19 protein-coding genes and 1 pseudogene are annotated in these 18,808 nt (G+C 71.3%); 7 read left to right on the top strand and 13 right to left on the bottom strand.

The genetic code is table 11. The features are described 5' to 3' along the window. Nucleotides 1–304 precede the first annotated feature (304 nt). Nucleotides 305–1,243 carry a helix-turn-helix domain-containing protein gene (locus QT196_RS33730; protein ID WP_168482463.1) on the bottom strand — a complete coding sequence of 313 codons (939 nt, stop codon included), beginning with the start codon at nt 1,241–1,243 and terminating at the stop codon, nt 305–307. Nucleotides 1,244–1,462: 219 nt separating this feature from the next. Here QT196_RS33730 and QT196_RS33725 point away from each other — a divergent pair, with 219 nt between their 5' ends. The 3 genes from QT196_RS33725 (at nt 1,463) to QT196_RS33715 (ending at nt 2,981) form a co-directional block, all read left to right on the top strand. Further along, nucleotides 1,463–2,146 carry a DJ-1/PfpI family protein gene (locus QT196_RS33725; protein WP_290356279.1) on the top strand — a complete coding sequence of 228 codons (684 nt, stop codon included), beginning with the start codon at nt 1,463–1,465 and terminating at the stop codon, nt 2,144–2,146. A gap of 62 nt (nt 2,147–2,208) precedes the next feature. Continuing rightward, nucleotides 2,209–2,691, top strand: coding sequence for a DUF2269 family protein (locus QT196_RS33720; protein ID WP_168482461.1), 483 nt, complete (start codon nt 2,209–2,211; stop codon nt 2,689–2,691). A gap of 2 nt (nt 2,692–2,693) precedes the next feature. Further along, nucleotides 2,694–2,981, top strand: a complete 288-nt coding sequence (locus tag QT196_RS33715) for a DUF3817 domain-containing protein (RefSeq protein ID WP_290356278.1) — start codon at nt 2,694–2,696, stop codon at nt 2,979–2,981. Nucleotides 2,982–2,992: 11 nt separating this feature from the next. Here QT196_RS33715 and QT196_RS33710 read toward each other — a convergent pair whose 3' ends face one another. Then, on the bottom strand, nt 2,993–4,183 hold the full coding sequence (locus tag QT196_RS33710) for an NAD(P)/FAD-dependent oxidoreductase (RefSeq protein ID WP_168482460.1): 1,191 nt from the start codon (nt 4,181–4,183) through the stop codon (nt 2,993–2,995). Between the two features lie 233 nt (nt 4,184–4,416). On the opposite strand from QT196_RS33710, the gene QT196_RS33705 reads away from it, so the two are divergent. Next, complete coding sequence (locus tag QT196_RS33705) at nt 4,417–5,037, top strand: TetR/AcrR family transcriptional regulator (RefSeq protein WP_266732362.1); 621 nt, start codon at nt 4,417–4,419, stop codon at nt 5,035–5,037. A 3-nt stretch (nt 5,038–5,040) separates the two neighbouring features. On the opposite strand, the gene QT196_RS33700 is transcribed toward QT196_RS33705, so the two are convergent. From QT196_RS33700 to QT196_RS33685, 4 genes and pseudogenes are all read right to left on the bottom strand, one after another. Next, nucleotides 5,041–5,907 carry an alpha/beta hydrolase gene (locus QT196_RS33700; RefSeq protein WP_168482458.1) on the bottom strand — a complete coding sequence of 289 codons (867 nt, stop codon included), beginning with the start codon at nt 5,905–5,907 and terminating at the stop codon, nt 5,041–5,043. 247 nt (nt 5,908–6,154) lie between these two features. Next, nucleotides 6,155–7,330, bottom strand: coding sequence for an MBL fold metallo-hydrolase (locus tag QT196_RS33695; protein ID WP_290356277.1), 1,176 nt, complete (start codon nt 7,328–7,330; stop codon nt 6,155–6,157). Nucleotides 7,331–7,684: 354 nt separating this feature from the next. Further along, nucleotides 7,685–8,163 (bottom strand): annotated as a pseudogene (locus tag QT196_RS33690) (GNAT family N-acetyltransferase). 65 nt (nt 8,164–8,228) lie between these two features. Continuing rightward, entirely contained in the window at nt 8,229–9,635 is a 1,407-nt protein-coding gene (locus QT196_RS33685) for an FAD-dependent monooxygenase (protein ID WP_290356276.1), read from the bottom strand. Between the two features lie 406 nt (nt 9,636–10,041). On the opposite strand from QT196_RS33685, the gene QT196_RS33680 reads away from it, so the two are divergent. Then, on the top strand, nt 10,042–11,058 hold the full coding sequence (locus tag QT196_RS33680) for a carbohydrate kinase family protein (RefSeq protein ID WP_290356275.1): 1,017 nt from the start codon (nt 10,042–10,044) through the stop codon (nt 11,056–11,058). Between the two features lie 37 nt (nt 11,059–11,095). On the opposite strand, the gene QT196_RS33675 is transcribed toward QT196_RS33680, so the two are convergent. From QT196_RS33675 to QT196_RS33665, 3 genes are read right to left on the bottom strand one after another with little or no spacing between them, the layout of a single operon-like run. Next, the gene (locus QT196_RS33675; RefSeq protein ID WP_248001423.1) at nt 11,096–12,001 is read right to left on the bottom strand and encodes an SAM-dependent methyltransferase; all 906 of its coding nucleotides are present in this window, start codon (nt 11,999–12,001) and stop codon (nt 11,096–11,098) included. Next, nucleotides 11,998–12,276 carry a DUF397 domain-containing protein gene (locus QT196_RS33670; RefSeq protein ID WP_168482455.1) on the bottom strand — a complete coding sequence of 93 codons (279 nt, stop codon included), beginning with the start codon at nt 12,274–12,276 and terminating at the stop codon, nt 11,998–12,000. Before QT196_RS33670 ends, QT196_RS33675 begins: the two co-directional genes overlap by 4 nt. 3 nt (nt 12,277–12,279) lie before the next feature. Next, complete coding sequence (locus QT196_RS33665) at nt 12,280–13,146, bottom strand: helix-turn-helix transcriptional regulator (RefSeq protein WP_168482454.1); 867 nt, start codon at nt 13,144–13,146, stop codon at nt 12,280–12,282. A gap of 110 nt (nt 13,147–13,256) precedes the next feature. Between QT196_RS33665 and QT196_RS33660 the strand changes: the two genes are divergently transcribed. Further along, a complete protein-coding gene (locus tag QT196_RS33660) occupies nt 13,257–13,745 on the top strand; it encodes an ATP-binding protein (RefSeq protein WP_248001422.1) in 489 nt (162 codons plus the stop codon). A gap of 69 nt (nt 13,746–13,814) precedes the next feature. Here QT196_RS33660 and QT196_RS33655 read toward each other — a convergent pair whose 3' ends face one another. After that, a complete protein-coding gene (locus QT196_RS33655) occupies nt 13,815–14,615 on the bottom strand; it encodes an SGNH/GDSL hydrolase family protein (RefSeq protein ID WP_168482453.1) in 801 nt (266 codons plus the stop codon). A gap of 255 nt (nt 14,616–14,870) precedes the next feature. Between QT196_RS33655 and QT196_RS33650 the strand changes: the two genes are divergently transcribed. Next, nucleotides 14,871–15,680 carry a tyrosine-protein phosphatase gene (locus QT196_RS33650; RefSeq protein WP_168482452.1) on the top strand — a complete coding sequence of 270 codons (810 nt, stop codon included), beginning with the start codon at nt 14,871–14,873 and terminating at the stop codon, nt 15,678–15,680. Between the two features lie 15 nt (nt 15,681–15,695). Here the strand turns inward: QT196_RS33650 and QT196_RS33645 are convergent, their stop codons facing one another. The 3 genes from QT196_RS33645 to hpnH form a co-directional block, all read right to left on the bottom strand. Continuing rightward, nucleotides 15,696–16,112 (bottom strand): hypothetical protein, encoded by a 417-nt coding sequence (locus tag QT196_RS33645; protein ID WP_323139134.1) that lies wholly within the window; start codon nt 16,110–16,112, stop codon nt 15,696–15,698. 173 nt (nt 16,113–16,285) lie between these two features. After that, nucleotides 16,286–17,668: an aspartate aminotransferase family protein gene (locus QT196_RS33640; RefSeq protein WP_290356274.1), complete on the bottom strand. Its 1,383-nt coding sequence runs from the start codon at nt 17,666–17,668 to the stop codon at nt 16,286–16,288. Between the two features lie 110 nt (nt 17,669–17,778). After that, a complete protein-coding gene (hpnH, locus tag QT196_RS33635; RefSeq protein WP_168482450.1) occupies nt 17,779–18,804 on the bottom strand; it encodes an adenosyl-hopene transferase HpnH in 1,026 nt (341 codons plus the stop codon). Between the last annotated feature and the right edge of the window lie 4 nt (nt 18,805–18,808).

Here is an 18,808-nt window from a genome sequence, read left to right as displayed (position 1 = left end):
CGGCGCCCTCCGGATCGGCCGTGGCAGTTCGCGGAGCACGCACGCTAGTTGTTGCCGGGGTGGGGTCCGGAGCCACTTCGGGGTTTCGCTACCCCTCGCCACCTCCCTGAGTGAGCGCTACACGCACATCAGTGCGACGTGATCCGAACCTCCGTTCCTCCAGGGAGAGTTGAGCCATCCGACGAGGTTCCTTCCGGTGGCTCGTGAACGGCGCTCACCAAACCGACGCGCGCCGGGGAACATCGGTCCGGACACGCTGCGTCAGGGCACCGGAGGCCGCCCGGCGCCGGTCGGTGTCGGGCGCTCAGCGGAAGGTGCGCCGGTAGGTCTGGGGGCTGACGCCGGTGGTGCGTTTGAAGCGGTCGCGGAAGGCCGTCGGTGAACCGAAACCGACTTGCGCGCCGATGCGTTCGACGGAGTGCGTGGTGGTTTCCAGCAGATGCTGGGCCTGGCGCACCCGGGCGCGGTGCAGCCACTGGAGCGGAGTGGTACCGGTCTGTTCGCGGAAGCGGCGTATCAGGGTGCGGGTGCTCATACCGGCCCGGGCGGCGATATCGGCCAGCGCGAGATCGCGGCCCACGTTGTCCTGAAGCCAGCCGAGCAGCGGTTCAAGGGCGGAGCCACGGGGGGTGGACGGATAGGGCTGGACGATGAACTGCGCCTGGCCGCCCTCCCGTTCGAGCGGCATGACGGACATCCGGGCGGCGTCGGCGGCGACCGCGGAGCCGTAGTCGCGGCGGATCAGGTGCAGACACAGGTCCAGTCCGGCGGCGGCTCCGGCGGAGGTGAGGAGCTGCCCGTTGTCGACGTAGAGGACGTCCGGGTCGACCTCGATGGCCGGGTGGGCCGCGGCCAGCTCACCGGCCGCGATCCAGTGGGTGGTGGCGCGCAGCCCGTCGAGCAGGCCGGCGGCGGCCAGCGCGAAAGTGCCCGTACAGATGGAGGCGATGCGGGTGCCGTTGGCGGCTGCCGCGTTCAGCGCGTCGTGGACGGCGGGCGGGAGAGGCGCGGCCGGGTCGGCGGTCCCCGGGACAATGACGGTGTCCGCGTCCGCCAGCCCGTCCAGTCCCCATGGCGCCCGCAGCAGGAACGAGCCGGCGTCGACCTCTGGCCGCTCGGCGCAGACGCGGACCTGATAGCCGGCGCGGCCATCCGGAAGGCGGGTGCGGGTGAAGGCCTCGATCGGCGTGGACAGATCGAACGGGATCACCTTGTCGAGAGCGAGGACGGCGACGGTGTGCATGGCCATAAATTACCTGGCCGTCGCGATCCTGCCAGGGGGCTGAGGGTGGCTATCTCAGACGGACTCCGGACGATTTTGCCTGGTCAGCAGCTCTGGGAGCACTTGGCATTATTCCGTTGGGAGTTGTCGATAGTGCCACTGGGGCAGGAGGGCGCGGCGGGCTAGCTTCGCTGGTGAGCCCGGCACGGGGCCGGGCCGAACCCTCACGAAGGACTGCCCATGCATGCTCAGATCGTCCTGTTCGACGGCTTCGATCTGCTCGATGTCATCGCGCCTTACGAGGTGCTGTACGCCGGAGGTGCCGCCTCGGACGGGGCGGTGGACGTGGAGCTGGTGTCCGCCGAGGGGCGGCGCGAAGTGGTCAGCGGCACCGGCGGCGTGACGCTGCGGGCCACGGCCGCCCTCGACCCGGAACGGGCCGGCCTCGTCGTGGTGCCCGGTGCGGCCGGCCGCGTCGGCACACCCGGTGAAGCGTCTGACGAGTACGCCGGTGCCCGGACGCCGGACGAGTTCATTTCCGTACTACTGGGCCGCGCCGCGCAGACCGGTCTGCCGTCCCTGCTGAAGGCGGCCATGGACCGCCCCGGGCTGACGGTCGCCACGGTGTGCGGCGGCTCGCTCCTCCTCGGCCTCGCCGGTCTGCTGAAGGGACGCCATGCCACGACCCATCACCTGGCGCTGGAGACGCTGGCGGAGACCGGTGCGCAGGTGGTGCCGGCCCGGATGGTCGACGACGGCGACCTGGTCACCGGGGGCGGCGTCACCTCCGGCCTGGACCTGGGGCTGTATCTGCTGGAGCGGGAGGTGGGGCCCAAAATCGCCCGTGCCGTCGAGGAGTTGTTCGCCTACGAGCGGCGGGGCGTCGTCTGGCGCGACCGGGGACCGGCACCGTCGGCTCCGTGAACCACTCCCCCACACCCCACCTCCGCACCCGCCACCGCATTCAACCTTGAGGCCCCACCTCCGTGACCAAGCTCTTTCTCGCCCTGCATGTCCTGGCCGCCATCCTGGCCGTGGGACCGGTGACCGTCGCCGCCGGGATGTTCCCCAGGGCGCTGCGCCGCGCCCAGGCCGATCCGCCGGACCCCGCCGCCCGCGCGTCCCTGCGCACCCTGCACCGCATCTGCCGTGTCTACGCCGCCGTCGGCCTCGCCGTACCCGTCCTGGGGTTCGCCACCGCCGGCAGTCTCGGTGTGCTGGGGAGCGGCTGGCTGATCACGTCGATCGTCCTCACCGCGGGCGCCGCCGCGATCCTGGCGCTGCTGTTGCTGCCCGGTCAGGAGGCCGCGGTCGGCGCGGTCGAGGCGGCGGCGGACGGCCCCCGGGCTCCGGTGCCCGATGACGGGACCGCCCGTCGGCTGACGATGCTCACCGGCCTCTTCAACCTGCTGTGGGCGACCGTCACCGTCCTGATGATCATCAGGCCCGGCTCCACCACAGGAGCCTGACCATGCGCGGAAGGTATCTACGGGTGGCCGCGCACGGGGAACTCGTCTCGCTGATCGTGCTGCTGGTCAACCTCGCCACCGCCCACCTCAAGCCGCTCAGTTCCCTGATGGGCCCCCTCCACGGCTGCGCCTACCTGTTCGTCGTGATCGCGGTGTGGCGGCTGGACCGTGTCGACACGACTGCCAGGGCGATCGCCGTCCTTCCCGGCGTCGGCGGGATCCTCGCCCTGCGCCGGATCGGCCGCCTGGGTGTGCGCGGCCGCCCGGTGCCGCAGGACAGTGGCGGCTGACCCACGCCCGGTCACCGGCTGCGATACGCGGCGGCGCCCTGCCGGTACTGCTCCTTGGCCTCGGCGAAGTCGGGGACATCGGAGCGGTCGCGGTCCCCCGGCCCGAAGACGCCCGCCAGGGCCTCGGCGCCGTCACCGACCGCGGCGGCGCGCGACATCATGGTCCGTTCGTAGACGGTGACGGCCTCGTCATGGGTGGCATGGCGGGCGAGGGCCAGCGCGAGTTCACAGCCGTCGAGCATGGCGAAGTTGGCGCCGTAACCACCCAGGGGAGCCATCAGGTGGGCGGCGTCCCCTAGCAGGGTGACGCCCGGGGTGTGCGGCCAGGTGTGCGGGGCCGGGAGGACGAACAGCGGCCGGTTGACGTACGGGCCGTCGTTGTCGGTGATCAGGACGAGCAGCCGCTCGTCCCAGTCGGCGAAGGCCCGGAGCAGCGCGGCGCGTACGGCGTCGGTGTCATCGAGGTCGATACCGGCGGCGCGGTACCAGTCCGCGTCGTCCGTGAGGGCGATGTAGGCGCGGACGTGCTGGTTGCTGTTGCGCTGGCCGATCAGGCCCTTGTGGTCGCCGGTGGCGAAGACGTTGCCGTCGCCGACGAGTTCGGCGACGGCGGGGTGCGCGGTGTCGACCTCGTCGTAGCGGGCCTCCAGGAAGGTGACGCCGGTGTAGACGGGCCTGGCGTCGCTGACCAGTGGCCGTACCCGGGACCAGGCGCCGTCCGCGCCGATGACGAGGTCGACGTCCCTGGTGACGCCGTGGTCGAAGGTAAGGCGGTGGGTGCCGGCCGGGCCCGGGGCGGCGGAGGTGAGGGTGTGGCCCCACTGGAGGGTGCCGGGTGCGAGGGAGTCCGCCAGCAGGGTGCGGAGTTGCCCGCGGTCGATCTCGGGGGCGGCGTCCTCGTCGCTGGTGGGGCGGTAGTCGACGAGGACCTCGCCATGGCGGGTGAGCATCCGCTGGGCCTGCCCCTCGGGACGGGCCAGGGCGTGGAAGTCGTCGAGAAGTCCGGCTTCCCGCAGGGCGATCTGTCCGGAGTCCGCGTGCAGGTCCAGGGTGCCGCCCTGGTTGCGGGCGTCGGCGGAGGCGTCCCGGTCGTAGACGGTGACGTCGATGCCGTGGCGCTGGAGGACGCGGGCGCAGGTCAGACCGCCGGGGCCGGCGCCGACGACGGCGATCCGCGGGGCGTGGGTGTGGGTGGTGGGCATGGGTGATTCCTCCGCTGGGTGCGGTCGGGTGGGATGAGCGGGTGCAGGCCCGGCCGTCGGACCGGTGTCGGGCGTCAACGGGCCGGTGGCAGCGCTCGGTTCACCGGTGCGGTGACTCCGGAGCCCGGTCGGGACCCGGCCTGCGCTCCCGGCTCACCCAGAAGAGCACACCGATTGAAAAAGTGCAACGAGTCAACTTTTTCACTCGGGCAACCAGAGGGTAGGGTGAAGCCGTGAGTGAGACGACACCGCCCCCCGGCCGCCGCGAGCGCAAGAAGGCCGCCACCCGCCAGGCGCTGGCCGACGCGGCACTGCGGCTGTTCCTCGAACGCGGCTATGACCAGGTCAGCATCAAGGACATCGCCGAAGCCGCCGATGTCTCCACCACGACGCTCTTCAAGCACTTCCCCGGCAAGGAGGCCCTGGTCTTCGACGCGGACAGCGACCACGAGGCCGCCCTGGTCGCCGCCGTCCGCGAACGCCCCGACGGCAGGACCGTTCCCGCCGCGCTGCGGGACCACCTCCTGCGCTGCCATCTCGGGACCGCGACCGACCCCGCGTTCGCCCGGTTCCGACAGCTCGTCACGAGCACCCCGGCACTCCGCGACTACGGCCACCGCATGTGGATGCGGCACGAAACCGCCCTCGCGCAGGCCATCGCCGCCGACGCCGGCGCCCCCACGGACGACCCGGCCTGCGCCGCCCTCGCGCACTTCACCCTCGAAGCGCTCGCCCTCGCCCGCGGCCAGGACGACCCCCGCGCGGCCCTCAACGCCGCCTTCGACCTGCTGGAACGCGGCTGGCAGCCACCCGCCCGGCGCGCCGCCCGCGCCTCGGAGCAGCGCGCCGAATAAGCGTCAGACGGCGAACTCGGCAGGCTCCTGGCCGAGGAATGTCATGACGGTACGGGTGAAGCGGCCGGGATCGTCGAGCCAGGGGTAGTGGCCGGCGCCCGGCTGAACGACCAGTTCGGCCCGGGGGATCAGCTGCGCGATGTCCGCCGCGATACGGGGAAGCGGGCCGCTGTCCACTTCACCGACGAGCAGCAGGACCCGTGCGTCCATGCCCGCGACGGCGGCGCGGGCTTCGTCGGAGGCGGCGAAGGCGCCACCGGACGCGTAGATCTCCGCGGCCTCCTCATGGGTCTGCGCCACATCGGACGCGGCATGCGCCTGCGCGGCCGCGTCCCAACGGCCGTAGAAGAACGGGATGATGGCGTCCCAGTCAGCGTCGGCCACGGAGCCGGCCCAGACCCGTTCATAGGCGTCGTACGCGGCTCCGAACCAGGGCTCGGCGGTACGCAGGGCGGCCGCCTCCCGGCGGTGCGCCTCGGTGAAGTCGACACCGAGGGCGCGGGCGCGCGCGGTGATCAGGGTGAGGGTACGGACGCGCTGCGGATGCCGGGCCGCGTACAGGAGCGCGAGGTCGCCGGCCGCCGAGTGCGCGAGGAGGTCGACCCGGTCCAGCCCGAGATGCACCCGGAGGGCTTCGACATCGGCGACCTGCCGGTCGCAGCGGTAGGTGGCCGGGTCGGCAGGGAGGGCGGAGTCGCCGGTGCCGCGCAGATCGAGCTTGATCAGCCGGCGGCGCTCGGACAGTCCACCGAGATCACCGAGGTAGGCGGAGGCCCGCATGGGCCCACCGGGCAGACAGAGCAGCGGCTCGCCCTCGCCCACTACGTGATAGGCGAGTTGGGTCCCGTCCGAAGCGGCGAAGGCAGGCATGACGTCATCCTCATCGCCGTGTGGGGGGGGCAGGGCAAGGGGGTTGTCTTGGGGCGGGGCAGGGCGAGCGGGTTGCCTCCGGGGCCGTGGACGGCGAGCGGGGTGTTCTGGGGCCGGGCACGGCAAGCGAATTGCCTCCGGGCCGGTCAAGCCCCCCGGGGTCCATGTCCGTGAGGGGGGCCGCTCTCACACCTGCGCCGGGCCACGTGCCCGGAGTTCGCGGTCGCGTCCAACCACAGGTGCGGACTCAACGGTCCGCGGCGAGGCCCACGTCGGTAGGGGACACCGCCGACGGCCAGGCGGGCCAGCCATGGACGGGCGGGACCGCGATCGCCCGCCACCACGGGTAGACGGCCGCCGGGGCGGCGGGCTCGAAGGGCTCGCCGGGTCTGGGGTGGGCCGTGTCGACCCCAGACTTACGGCCGGCGGCCAGTGTGCGTTCGGCAGGCTCCGCCCAGGGGTGCGGGGCGAGGTTGAACGTGCCCCAGTGGATCGGCAGCAGCGCCCCGCGCGGCTCGCCGCCCTGGAGGTCGAGGTGGGCCCGGACGCCCTCTTCGGGGGTCATATGGATGTCCGGCCAGAAGTCGCTGTACGCGCCGATCTGGATCATCGTGGCGTCGAACGGGCCGTGCGCCGCGCTGATCTCCGCGAAGCCGGAGAAGTAGCCGGTGTCGCCACTGTGGAAGATCCGGTGCTCAGGGCCCGCGACCACCCATGAGGCCCACAGGGTGTGCTGCGGTCCGCGCAGCCCGCGGCCGCAGAAGTGCTGGGCGGGGGTGGCCGTGAGGGTCAGGCTGCCGACGCGCGCGGACTCGTGCCAGTCGAGCTCGGTGATCCGCTCCGCCGGCACTCCCCAGAATTCCAGGTCGGCGCCGATGCCGAGCGGTACGACGAAGGCCGCGCCGGTGCCGGCCAGGACCTGGACGGTCGACATGTCGAGATGGTCGTAGTGGTCGTGCGAGATCACCACGGCATCGACCGGGTCCAGCTCGTCCAGTGCGAGGGGCACCGGGTGCAGCCGCTGGGGACCGGCCCAGGTGAACGGCGAACAGCGCTCGCCCCAGACCGGGTCGAAGAGCACCCGCTGCCCGTCTATCTCGGCCAGCACGCTCGAATGGCCCATCCAGGTGAGCCGCAGGCCGGAAGCGGGCGGCAGGCCCCAGTCGGCGGCGGTCGGACGGTACACCGGGATTTGGCCGACCGGCGCCCGGCGCAGCCGCCCCTCCCGGCTCAGCTGGGTACGCGCCATCGGCAGCGCGGAGCCGTGCAGCAGCTGCCTGGTCGGCACGGGGTTGCGGAACTGGCCGTCCACGAACTGGGGCGACCTGCGCATCCTGGCCAGCCGCTCCCCGGTGGGTGCGATTCCGAAGCTCGCGGGCCGCAGCGCGGTAAGTCGACTGCGGCGGGGTCGGGAACCGGTCACGGCACCTCCATGGTCAGGGCGGTCGCGAAGTGAACGGGCCGCATGGGCGGTGGGTTCCGGCACACCGCGCCACTCGGCACCGTCGTACGGTTTCCGCACCACGACGCCCGGACTCAACACCATCACCCGCAGACACAAACCGCGCGACCGGCCGTCGCATTCCTGGCGAACGGTGTGACCTTTCCCGGGCCTGCCGGTGGTGTCTTTCGCCGCGTCCACCGGGAGACGTCCATTGCGGTGACGGGGTGGGGGGCGGGGCGCTGGCCGGCCCACTCCCCACCCCCGAACCCACCCCCGAAGGGGGAGGAGGGGGAGGGCCGGGTGAGAGCCCGCGCCCGAGGTCGGCGCCCCAGGTCAGCGCCCCGTTCCGAACTCCATCACGAGATGGTCCTCGACCGGCCGGTAGCCCAGCCGCTGATAGAGGGCGTTGCTGGTGGGGTTGGTGAGGTCCGTGAAGAGCAGCAGCTCCGGTCCGCCGGAGTCCCGTGCGGCGCGGGAGACCGCGGCGGTCACCGCCCCCGCGTAACCGCGTCCGCGCAGCTCGGGCGGGGTGTAGACGGGGGCGATACCAGCGGGCCCGCGGCCTCGTCCGGCATCGGCGAGAGCAGCACCGGACGCGGCGGCGTCCACACGAACGCGGCGCCGACCGCGGCCCGCCCGTCCGGCCGCCACCATCCGAACAGCGGCGCGTCGTCCCCGTACGCATCGGCGCCGAGCGCCCGCAGGCTGGACGCCACCGACAGCAGCACCGTGTGCGCGGTCGGCCGGCTGCGCAGGAACGCCCCCGCGGCCGCGTCACATACCGCCGGATCCCGGGTTGTTGTCCATGTCATGCCGCAGCACCCTCCTACAGTCCGTCCAGCGGCCGCACCCCGTTTCCCCGGGACCCCGAGGCGAATCAGAGCGCTTCGATGGCCTCGGGTGGGCCGGGCAGCCCGGGGCGGCGGGGCAGGAAGACGGTGCGCAGGAAGATCTGCGGGGCGACCAGACGGGTGGGGGGCGCGGTGAGGCAGAAGACGTCCCGGAAGGCCGCGCCGACGACCGGGTCGATGGCGGCGCGGGCGAACAGCCTGTTGATGTACCAGGTGGACAGCCGCTCCCCGACGCCCGCCTTGACGTCGTCGGGGCTCGCGTACGGACGGTCCGCGCCGACCGCGGCCAGCCAGGCGGGCTCCACGGCGCGGGCCACCGCCCGCTGCGCCTCGGCGGTGCCGCCGGGGCGCAGTCCGCCGCCGTTCGCGAGCGTGCCGCGCACGGCCAGCGCGCCGAGGGCGGCGACCGACATGCCCTGCCCGTACACGGGGTTGAAGGTGCAGGCGGCGTCCCCCAGGACGAGGAGCCCTTCGGGGAGGGCGCCGGGCCGTTCGAAGTGCCGGCGGCGGTTGCAGGTGTCGCGGAAGCCGTGCACCGGCGACAGCGGCTCGGCCTTGGCGAGCAGTTCATGGACGTACGGGTCGCCGATGGTGGCGCTGAAGGCGGTGAACTCCGCCGCGTCCGTGGGCGGGTGGTGCCCGCGCACCCCGGACAGCGTGAGCAGCCATTTGCCGTCCTCGACGGGCACGTACGCCGCGCCCCGCGGGCACTCGGGCCAGCCCGGGACGTTCACGCCCGCGTCCGGTGCCGTGGCCGGGTCCTTGGGGCGGTACATCCGGGTGGCGTAGGCGAGCCCCGCGTCCACGGTCTCCTCCTGCGGCGCGGACCGGCCCAGCTCGGCGAACCACTGCGGGGTACGGGAGCCGCGGCCGGAGGCGTCCACGACGAGCCCGGCCGGCAGCTCCCGCTCGGCGCGCGCGCCCGGTGCCCCGTCCCGGGACCGCACCCGGACCCCGGTCACCCGGCTCGCGTCCCCGGTCAGCCCGGTGGCCTCGGTCGCCTCCAGGACCTCGACCCGGGTGGCCGAGCCGGCCGCCGTCCGCAGCACCCGCTCCCGTACGACCGCGTCCAGCACCGGGCGGGTGACGCTCAGGGTGCGATGCCGGCGTTCGTCGAAGCGGCGCTGCCAGCCGGTGGCGCTACGGGTGAGCAGATCGCGGGGCAGATCCAGGCTGCGGGCGCCCGCTTCACCGAGCGCGGCGACGGTGCCGGGCAGCAGTTCCTCCAGCGCGAGGCTGCCGCCGCTGAGGAGGATGTGCAGATGGCGGGCCTGTGGGACGCCCTTGCGGAAGCCGCGCCCCGCCGGATAGCGGTCGCGCTCGATGACGGTGACCGTCTCGACCTGTCCGAGCAGTGCGGTGACGGCCAGCATCCCGGCGAGCCCGCCGCCGATCACGATCGCGGTGCGCCCGCCATTGGAGTGCTCTGTCACCGTTGCCTCGCTCCCCCGACGGCGTGGTCCGGCCGCCGTACGGACGGCTCGTTCCTGTCCCCGGCCTCATTCGCCTGACCGGCAGCTGCGCACCGTCCGCGGAAACTGATCACCATCTGCCTCACACTTCAGTGCGCTCGGCGGCGGTGTCAACGGCCCTTTCCGCCCGCCGATTCACGGTGTCCCGGCCGCTCCCGCGGTCCTCCGCCGTCGCCCGTTCACCCTTGGCCACAGATCACCGACTCGGCTTCTTGTGCGTCCCGTCCTCCCTCGTGTCACCGGATTCTCTGACATCCCGTCATGGGACGAGCCTGCGTCTAGACTCCCGGCAGCGGATGCACCTCGTCCGCTAAACGGTCTCACCAGCAGGGGATTCGTCTCACCAGCAAGGGATTCAGGGACGCTTGTGACATTCCAGCAGGTTTCTGAGCCGTATGACGCCTATGACGTCCTCGTCGTCGGCGGGTCGGGCGTGGACACCGTCGTGTCGGTCGGCGCGCTGCCGGTGCCGCTCGCCGATTCGTACGCGGTCCCGCCGCTGTACGAAGGGGCGGGGCACACCGGTACCGGTGTCGCGCTCGGCTGCGCGGCGCTCGGGCTCACCACCGCGTTCGTGGACTTCATCGGCGACGACCATCCGGGCACTCTGGTCCGCGAGCGGATGGCCGGCAGCGGCGTCGACTTCCGGCCGCTGATCTCTCCGCACGGCACCCGGCGTGCGGTCAACCTCGTCGCCCCGGACGGCCGTCGGATGTCGTTCTACGACGCCCGGGACCCGGCCGACCTGCGGATGCCGCCGGAGCACTATCTGCCCCCGCTGCGCCGCGCCCGGCACGTCCATCTGTCGATCATGAACTTCGCCCGTTTCCTGTACGACGACATCGAGGCGCTGGGCCTCCCCGTCTCCACGGATCTGCAGGACTGGGACGGGCTGACGGACCATCACCGGGAGTTCGCACTCCGCTCCGACCTGGTGTTCCTCAGTACGGCCGGGGCGAGTGAGCGGATCGCTTCCGTGATGCGGGAGATCCTGCACGAGGGGCGCGCCCAGGCCGTGATCGCCACGGCCGGAGCGGGCGGCGCCTACCTCCTCAGCGCCGACGACCGCACCCCGCGTCTGGTGCCGGCCGTGGTCCCGCCCGGCCCCGTCGTGGACAGCAACGGCGCGGGCGACGCCTTCACCAGCGGCTTCCTCTACGGCAGGCTGGCGGGCCGGGACCTGGAGGAGTGTGCGCGCCTGGGCGCCGTCGCGGGGGCGTATGCCTGTACCTCGCGCGGCACCCACACCGCCCTCGTCGGGCCGGAGGAGCTGCACGCGGCCCTCCGCGCCAAGGCGACGGCCCCGGTCACGGCGCCACCGGGCGGTGACGGGCACCGGATCCCGGGCCCGCCGGATGCCCAGGTGTCCCCGACGGGGGCCTAGGGGCGACGGAACGCTGACCGGCCGGGCGCCCGGCCGGTCAGCTCTTGCGGCCCACGCCGCCGTAGAAAATGGTGTCGTTGAGTTCCTTCGCGCCGGGCACCGGGCCGTCCGGCCGCCACAGCGGCACCCGTACGACACCCGGGTCCAGCAGGGCGAACGGCCCGAAGAGCGGCTCCACCTCGGCCTTCGACCGCAGGTTGAGGGTGGCGGTGGCGCTCTTGTAGACGTTCACCACGCCGTCGCGCGCCCGCTCGTCCGTGCGGCCCGCGGCGTAGTCCTCGTAGGGCTCACCGGTCGCATGGGTCAGGACGAGATGGCTGCCGGCGGGGAGCGCCTCGGCGAGGGTGGCGATGAGCGCGGCGGGGTCCTCGTCGTCGCGGATGAAGTGCAGTACGGCCACCAGCAGCAGCGCCACCGGCCGGTCGAAGTCGATCAGTTCCCGGACGGTGGGGTGGTCCAGCAGCGCCTTGGGGTCGCGGACATCGCCGAGCACGAATCCGGTGCGCTCGGTGTTGGTCAGCCGGGCCCCGGCGTGGGTGGCGACGATGGGGTCGTTGTCGACGTACACGACCCGGGTGTCGGGAGCGGTCTCCCGGGCCACCTCATGGGTGTTGGGCGAGGTGGGGATGCCGGTGCCGATGTCGATGATCTGGCGGATGCCGCCGGCGACCAGCTCGCGCACCGCCCGCCGCAGGAACGCGCGGTTGGCGCGGGCGCTGAGCCGTACCTGGGGGTGGACCTCGATGACCCGCTCGGCGGCCACCCGGTCGACCTCGTAGTTGTCCCAGCCGCCGAGGTAGTAGTCGTACATCCGGGCGGGGTGCGGCCGGCTGGTGTCGATCTCCGCGGCCGAGAAGCCCGAGTGCTCCGGGCCCTGGACGTACGGTCCCATCTCCGGGAGCTCACCGTCCGGTGCCCCCTGAGGTATGCCCTGCTCGGTCATGCCGTCCTCCGTTCGGTGCACCGGCCCGGTGCCGCCGTGAGCAGGAAGTCGGCGTGGCCGGCCTTCGCCCCCTCGATGAAGCTCACCATTTCGTGGTGGGTGTAGATCAGGGCCGGGCCGTCCGGGTCGGTCGACTGCCGCAGCGCTATCCGGCCGTCCCCCAGCCGCATGGCCTCGACGCACTCGCCCCCGTTGCCGCCGCTCCACGGCTTGTGCCAGCCCTCGGTGCCCAGTTCTTTGGCGGGCATGCCGTTGTAGATGCGTATGCGATCCATGGTTCAGATCTCCTTGCGAAAGCCACCCAGAATGGCCTCGGTGGTGTGTGCCGGCGCGGCCTGTGCACACATCCGGTCCAGGGCCTCCAGGAACTGCGAGACGTCGTTGCGCTGGTCGAAGTACACGGCTCCGACGAGGCTTTCCGCGTACGCGATGTCCGGGAGTTCCGGGATCGGGAAGCGGAAGATGTGAAAGGGGCCGTACATGGCGGGGTGCGGGCCCGCGGCGAAGGGCATGAGCTGGAGCCGGACATTCGGCAGCGCGGTGGCTTCCATGAGCCGGGTGACCTGGTCGCGCATCACCTTCGGCCCGCCGATCGGGCGCCGCAGCACGGTCTCGTCCATGACCACCCACAGCATCGGGGCGTTGTCACGGGTCAGCAGGGACTGGCGCTCCATGCGCAGCGCGACGATACGGTCGATATCCATCGCGGAGGCATGCGGCATCCCGGCCTTCAGGACGGCGGCGGCATAGTCCTCGGTCTGCAACAGCCCGGGGACGTAGTGCGGTTGGTAGGCCCGGATGAGGTTGGCTTCGCTCTCCAGACTGACGAAGGCGCTGAACCACTCGGGCAGGACATCGCGGAAACGGTGCCACCAGCCGGGCTTGTTGGCCTCTCGGGCGAGGGAGACAAAGCCCTCGATCTCCTTCTCGTCGGTGACGCCGTAGGTCGCCAGCAGCTTCTCGACGTAGGGGAGTTTGAGTCCGACCTCGGCCTTTTCCATCCGCCGTATGGTGGCGTGGGTCACATCGAGGGCCGCGGCGGCCTGCTCGAAGGAGAGGCCCGCTTTCTCACGCAGGTCCTGTAGCCGCTTGCCGAGCACCACCCGCAGGACGGTGGGTGCCCCTGCCGACCGTGGGTCCGCCACGTTCGATCGCCTCCAACTGACTTCAACGGTCAGCAGTGTGTCATGCCGTCAGCAACAACGAACAGACTGCACTTCCGATTCTGCAAATTACAGACTGATCCTTGCCATTGGTGACCGACATCGCACATAGTTACGACGTGGCTTCCTCCAACAACGCTCCTTCGTTAGGGCGCTGTGGCGGCTTTGTCGCCCAGTACCCGCAGGACGCGTTCCACTTGCCGGCGCGACGCACCTCCGTTCCCGAGGCGCGCAGACGCGTCAGTGCGCTGCTGTGCGAGTGGGGCGCGGATCAACAAGTCCGCGACGACGTGGAGTTGGTGGTCTCCGAACTGTTCACCAACGCGGTACGGCACACCGACAGCGAGAAGGTCGGCTGCGAGCTCGCGCTCTTCGGTGCGCACATACGCATAGAGATCACGGACCAGGGCGGCCCGCAGGACTCGGCGCCGCACATCCAGCCCGGCAGCGTGGACCAGGAGTGCGGACGAGGGCTGTTCCTCGTCGGCGCACTGTCCGAGAGCTGGGGCTCGCGGCCCACCGACAGCGGTCAGGGCCGGGTCGTCTGGGCCGACCTGCCGTACTCCTCCCTCGCCCGCTGAGGCCCCGCTCCGCATCCGCGGAATCGGGGCCTCAGTCATGCCAGGGGCCCTTCCCGGCCCGCGGCCGCCCTACAGCGGCAGCAGATCGGGCCGCTTGGGCTCGACATGATCACCGGAGGACTCCCCGCGCAGCCGGCGTCCGATCCACGGCACGAGATGCTCCCGCGCCCAGTGGATGTTGTCCCGCCGCGCGTCGGCGGCCGAGCGCTCCGCCTCCGGGGGCCAGGGCTGGTCCGGATCGGCCGGCACCCGCAGTCCGAGCACCTGCGCCGCGCGCAGCGCCACCCGGGTGTGCCCGTCGGCGGACAGATGCAGCCGGTCATCGCTCCACGCCCGCCGGTCCTGCACCGACTTGAGCGACCACAGGTCCAGGACCGGGCAGTCGTGCCGGTCCGCGATGGCCCGGACATGCGCCGTATACGTCGCGATCTTGCCGCGCAGATGCTTGAGGACGGGGATTCCGCGGGTGTCGAAGCCGGTGCAGAGCAGGACCGCGCCGACCTCCTTCCGCAGATCGGCGACCGCCGCCTCATAGCGCTCGGCGACCGTGTCCGGGTCCGAGCCCGGCCGCAGGATGTCATTGCCGCCGGCACAGAACGTCACCAGTGCGGGGGCGAGAGCTTTCGCCCGGGGCACCTGCTCCTCCACGATCTGGTCCAGGAGCCGGCCCCTGACCGCGAGATTCGCATAGCGGAAGTCTCCCTCCGCCTGTTGGTCCGAAAGCAGGACCGCGAGCCGGTCCGCCCAACCGATGTACGCCCCGTCAGGGCCGGGATCCCCGACCCCCTCTGTAAAGCTGTCCCCGACGGCTGCGTACGACCCGATGGCGCCGAGGGCGCCGTTGCTGAAGTATTTCGAATCGTCTGCCACGTCAGGACATACTTCACCTCGTGAAGTGACTTACGCCACCGTAACCAGGGGTTGACGAGGGGTGATTAATGCCACCAGGTCAAATTCTGCTCAAGTCGGAATAACGATCGCTCACACCTTGCTCCCCGGGCGCTCCATGGCGCGTCAGAACATCACCGCAATGACCTGATTGCCTATTGCATCAATGTCGTATCGTCGGAGGTGCCCCGCCTCGTCGACGAGCAGCGTCGGCGGCCGAACCCGAGGAGCGCGCCCGTGACGCAGCAGACGCCGCAGGTCCCACAGGCCCAGCCCGAGCTCACGGAGGTCCGCAACTTCCGCGATGTGGGCGGTCTGCCGACCGTGGACGGGCGTCGTGTACGGGAGGGCAGGCTGTTCCGCAGTGGCCACCTCGCCCATGCGACCGACACCGACGCCGCATTTCTGGCCGGGCTCGGGCTGCACACCATCTTCGATTTCCGCAATTCCTCGGACATCAAGATGGAAGGCCCCGATGTCGCGCTGCCCGGCGTGCGCAATGTGAACATTCCGCTCACCGATCCGGCCGACGGCGCGGAATTCTGGGCGATGGTGCGCGACGGTGAAGTGGAGCAGCTGCGCTCCGCACTCGGCGACGGCAAGGCCGCGGCCCGTATGGCGGCGACGTACCGCCACATCATCACCACCCGCACCGAAGACCACAGCAAGGTGCTGCACGCGCTCGCCGAGGACAGCGTTCCGGCGCTGATGCACTGTGCGGCCGGCAAGGACCGGGCGGGGCTGTCCGTCGCCGTGACCCTGCTCGCGGTCGGGGTCGAGCGGGACGCGATCGAGGCGGACTACCTCAAGTCCAACGATCCGCACCGCCGCTACAAGATCCGCCGCTCGGACAACTCCGCGGTCGGGATGTCGCAGGAGGTCATGGAGCTGCTCTCGCCGCTGTTCGGTGCGCACACCGACTACCTCACGGCCGCCTACGACGCGATCCACCAGACCTGGGGCTCGACGGAGAAGTACCTCACCGACGGTCTGAAACTGACGCCCGCCGTCCGCGAGCGGCTGCGCGCCCAGCTCCTGACGGACTGACGGGGCGGGGCCCGCTCACGGCGTGGCCACCCAGCCCGCGGCCAGCACCAGCCCCGAGGCCCGGTGCACCGCGAGGAAGCCGAAGGGCCGGTCGTACAGGGCCGCGATCCGCTGGGCCCGGTACGGCGGGGGCGGTGGCACGGAGCCGGCGGCGTACGGCATGACCGTGACCGCGGCCGCCCGGAAACCCAGCGGGCCGAAGGTCGCGGTCGCCGACTGCCGGGCGGCCGACACCGCGAGCGGCTGGTCGCTGATGCCGGGGAAGTGTCCACGGGAGGTGTCGGCGGCGGTGGCGAGCCCGAAGAGGTCCGCCCGCTCCAGCAGATGGACATCGAGTCCGTTGTCGCCCGCGACCCGCACCTCCGTCAGCGGACCGGCCGGTGTGCCGTGCACCCGTGCCTGCTCCACATCCGGCCCGGAACGGCTGAGCACCCGCACCTCCCGCCCCGCCCACGACCCTTCGGACGGGCCGGGCGGGGCCAGACGCCGGCCGCGGTCAGTGCGGCGTCCCGCTCCCCCACTGCCGCGCGCGCCCAGCGCGCCGTCATGTCGTTGACGGTCCGCGCCGTAGCCTCGGCCACCATGTGCCCGCCCCCTCGGCTTGGTCAGCGGTTGGCCACCGCCTGTTTGACCAGCGTCCGCCCGAAGTCCCACATCAGGCCGCCGCCCCCGTGGGCGTCGTCCATGACGGCCGTGAACGCCTCGACGAAGCGGTCCACTTCCCGCTCGCCGATGATCAGCGGCGGAATCAGCTTAATGACCTCCAGATGGTCCCCGGAGACCTGGGTGAGAATGCGGTGCCGCTGGAGCAGCGGCACCACGACCATCTGCGCGAACAGCCCCTTGCGGGCCGTCTGGAGCATCGTCCAGCGGCTGCGCAGACCGAGGGACTTGGGGCGGCCGAACTCGATGCCGATCATCAGGCCGCGGCCCCGTACGTCGTGCAGCAGCTCGTAGCGGGGGATCAGCTCCGCCAGCCGGGAGCGCAGCAGTTCGCCGGTGCGCCGGGCGCCGGCCACCAGCTGCTCGTCCTCCAGCACCGAGAGCACCGCCAGACCGGCGGCCATCGCCTGGGCGTTGGCGCCGAAGCTGGCGGAGTGCACCAGCACCCGGTCCATGGACGAGTAGACCTTCTTGAAGATCCAGTCCTTGCCGAGCGTCGCCCCGACCGGCACATATCCGCCGGACAGCGCCTTGGCCACACACACCAGATCCGGCTCGACACCGTCCTCGTGCTGATAGGCGAAGAAGTCACCGGTGCGGCCCAGGCCGGTCTGCACCTCATCGGCGATCAGCAGGGCCTTGTGCCGGTGCAGCAGTTCCTGGGCGGCGCGCAGGAAACCCGGCGGGGTCGGGTGGACGCCCTTGCCCTGGATGGGCTCGATCACGAATCCCGCCACGTCGCCGCGCTTCAACTCCCGTTCCAGCGCGGCCAGATCACCCAGCGCGATGGCGGTGTCCGGCAGCAGCGGGGCGAAGCCGTCCCGGAAGCCGTCCTCACCGTTGACGGAGAGCGCGCCGGTGGTCAGGCCGTGAAAGGCATGGGTGCAGTAGAGGACACGGGGGCGGCCGGTGGCGTAGCGGGCGAACTTCAGCGCGGTCTCGACGGCTTCGGTGCCGCTGTTGCCGAAGAAGACCCGGTCGAGATGGGGCGCGTGGGTCAGCAGCTTCTCGGCGAGCAGGCCGGGCAGCGGCTGGCAGTCGAAGCGGGTGAGATCGGCCAGTTGGGCGTCCAGGACGTCGTGCAGCGCCTGCCGGACGACGGGGTGGTGCCGGCCGAGGCCCATCACCCCGAAGCCCGCGAGCATGTCCAGGTAGTCCTGGCCGTCGGCGTCCCAGAAGTAGGCGCCCTCGGCCCGCTCGTAGACCTTGTCGAAGCCGATGGTGTGCAGCATCCGCGGCAGCTGGTGGTTGAGATGGCGGGTGTGCAGGTCGTAGCGCTCGCCGCCGCGCTCGGCGAGCAGCTTGGTCAGGTCGAATCCGGTCACGGCTGCTTCTCCTCACGGGACCGGCCCGGCTCACCCCGCAGGAGGCGGATGAGCCGGGCCGGACCGGTACGCCGGGGAGCCGTGGCGACGGGCTCCCCCCGCTCGACGGGTCAACTGCGGTTTCCCGCGACGGCGTCCCGGGCCGCCCGGAGGGATTCCTTCAGCGAGCCCATGGTGGCGAGGACGGCGGTCGGCTCGTAGCCGCAGTGCGCCATGCAGTTGGCGCAGCGCGGGTCCTTGCCGCGGCCGTACTTGTCCCAGTCGGTCTCGTCGATGAGCTCCCGGTACGTCGGGACGTAGCCGTCGCTCATGAGGTAGCAGGGGCGCTGCCAGCCGAACAGCGAGTAGTTGGGGATCGCCCAGGCCGTGCACGGGAAGTCCGCCTTGCCCTCCAGGAAGTCCAGGAAGAGCGGACTGTGGTTGAGCCGCCAGCGGCGCCGGTTGCCGCCGGCGAAGGCCTTCTTGAACAGCTCCCGGGTCTGTTCGACGCCGAGGAAGTGCTCCTGGTCGGGGGCCTTCTCGTAGGCGTAGGCGGGCGACAGCATCATCTCGTCGACCTGGAGGTCGTCATTGAGAAAGTTGAGGACCTCGATGATGGTCTGCGGGGTGTCGGTGTTGAAGAAGGTGGAGTTGGTGGTGACCCGGAAGCCGCGCCGCTTGGCTTCCTTGATTGCTTCCACCGCCTCGTCGAAAACGCCTTCCTTGGCGACGGATTCATCGTGGCGTTCCCGCATGCCGTCGATGTGCACCGCGAACGCGAAATACGGCGAGGGGGTGAACTTCTCCAGCTTCTTGCGCAACAGCATCGCGTTGGTGCACAGGAACACATATTTCCGCTTGGCCACCAACTGCCGCACGATCTCGTCGATCTGCGGGTGCATCAAGGGCTCGCCACCGGCGATGGAGACCATCGGCGCGCCCGACTCCAGCACCGCCCCGACCGCCTGGGCCACCGGCATCCGCTGCTTGAGCACGCCCGCCGGATGCTGGATCTTCCCGCAGCCCTCGCATTTGAGATTGCAGGCGAAGAGCGGTTCCAGCTCGACAATGAGCGGGAACTTCTCCCGCCGCCGGATCACCTTCTGTTCAAAGAGATAGGTACCGACCCGGATGGACTGACGGAGCGGCATGGCCATCTGG

The organism is Streptomyces sp. P9-2B-2 (genome assembly GCF_030406865.1).
Classification (GTDB): domain Bacteria; phylum Actinomycetota; class Actinomycetes; order Streptomycetales; family Streptomycetaceae; genus Streptomyces; species Streptomyces platensis.
This window is presented reverse-complemented; position numbering and strand designations above follow the sequence as displayed.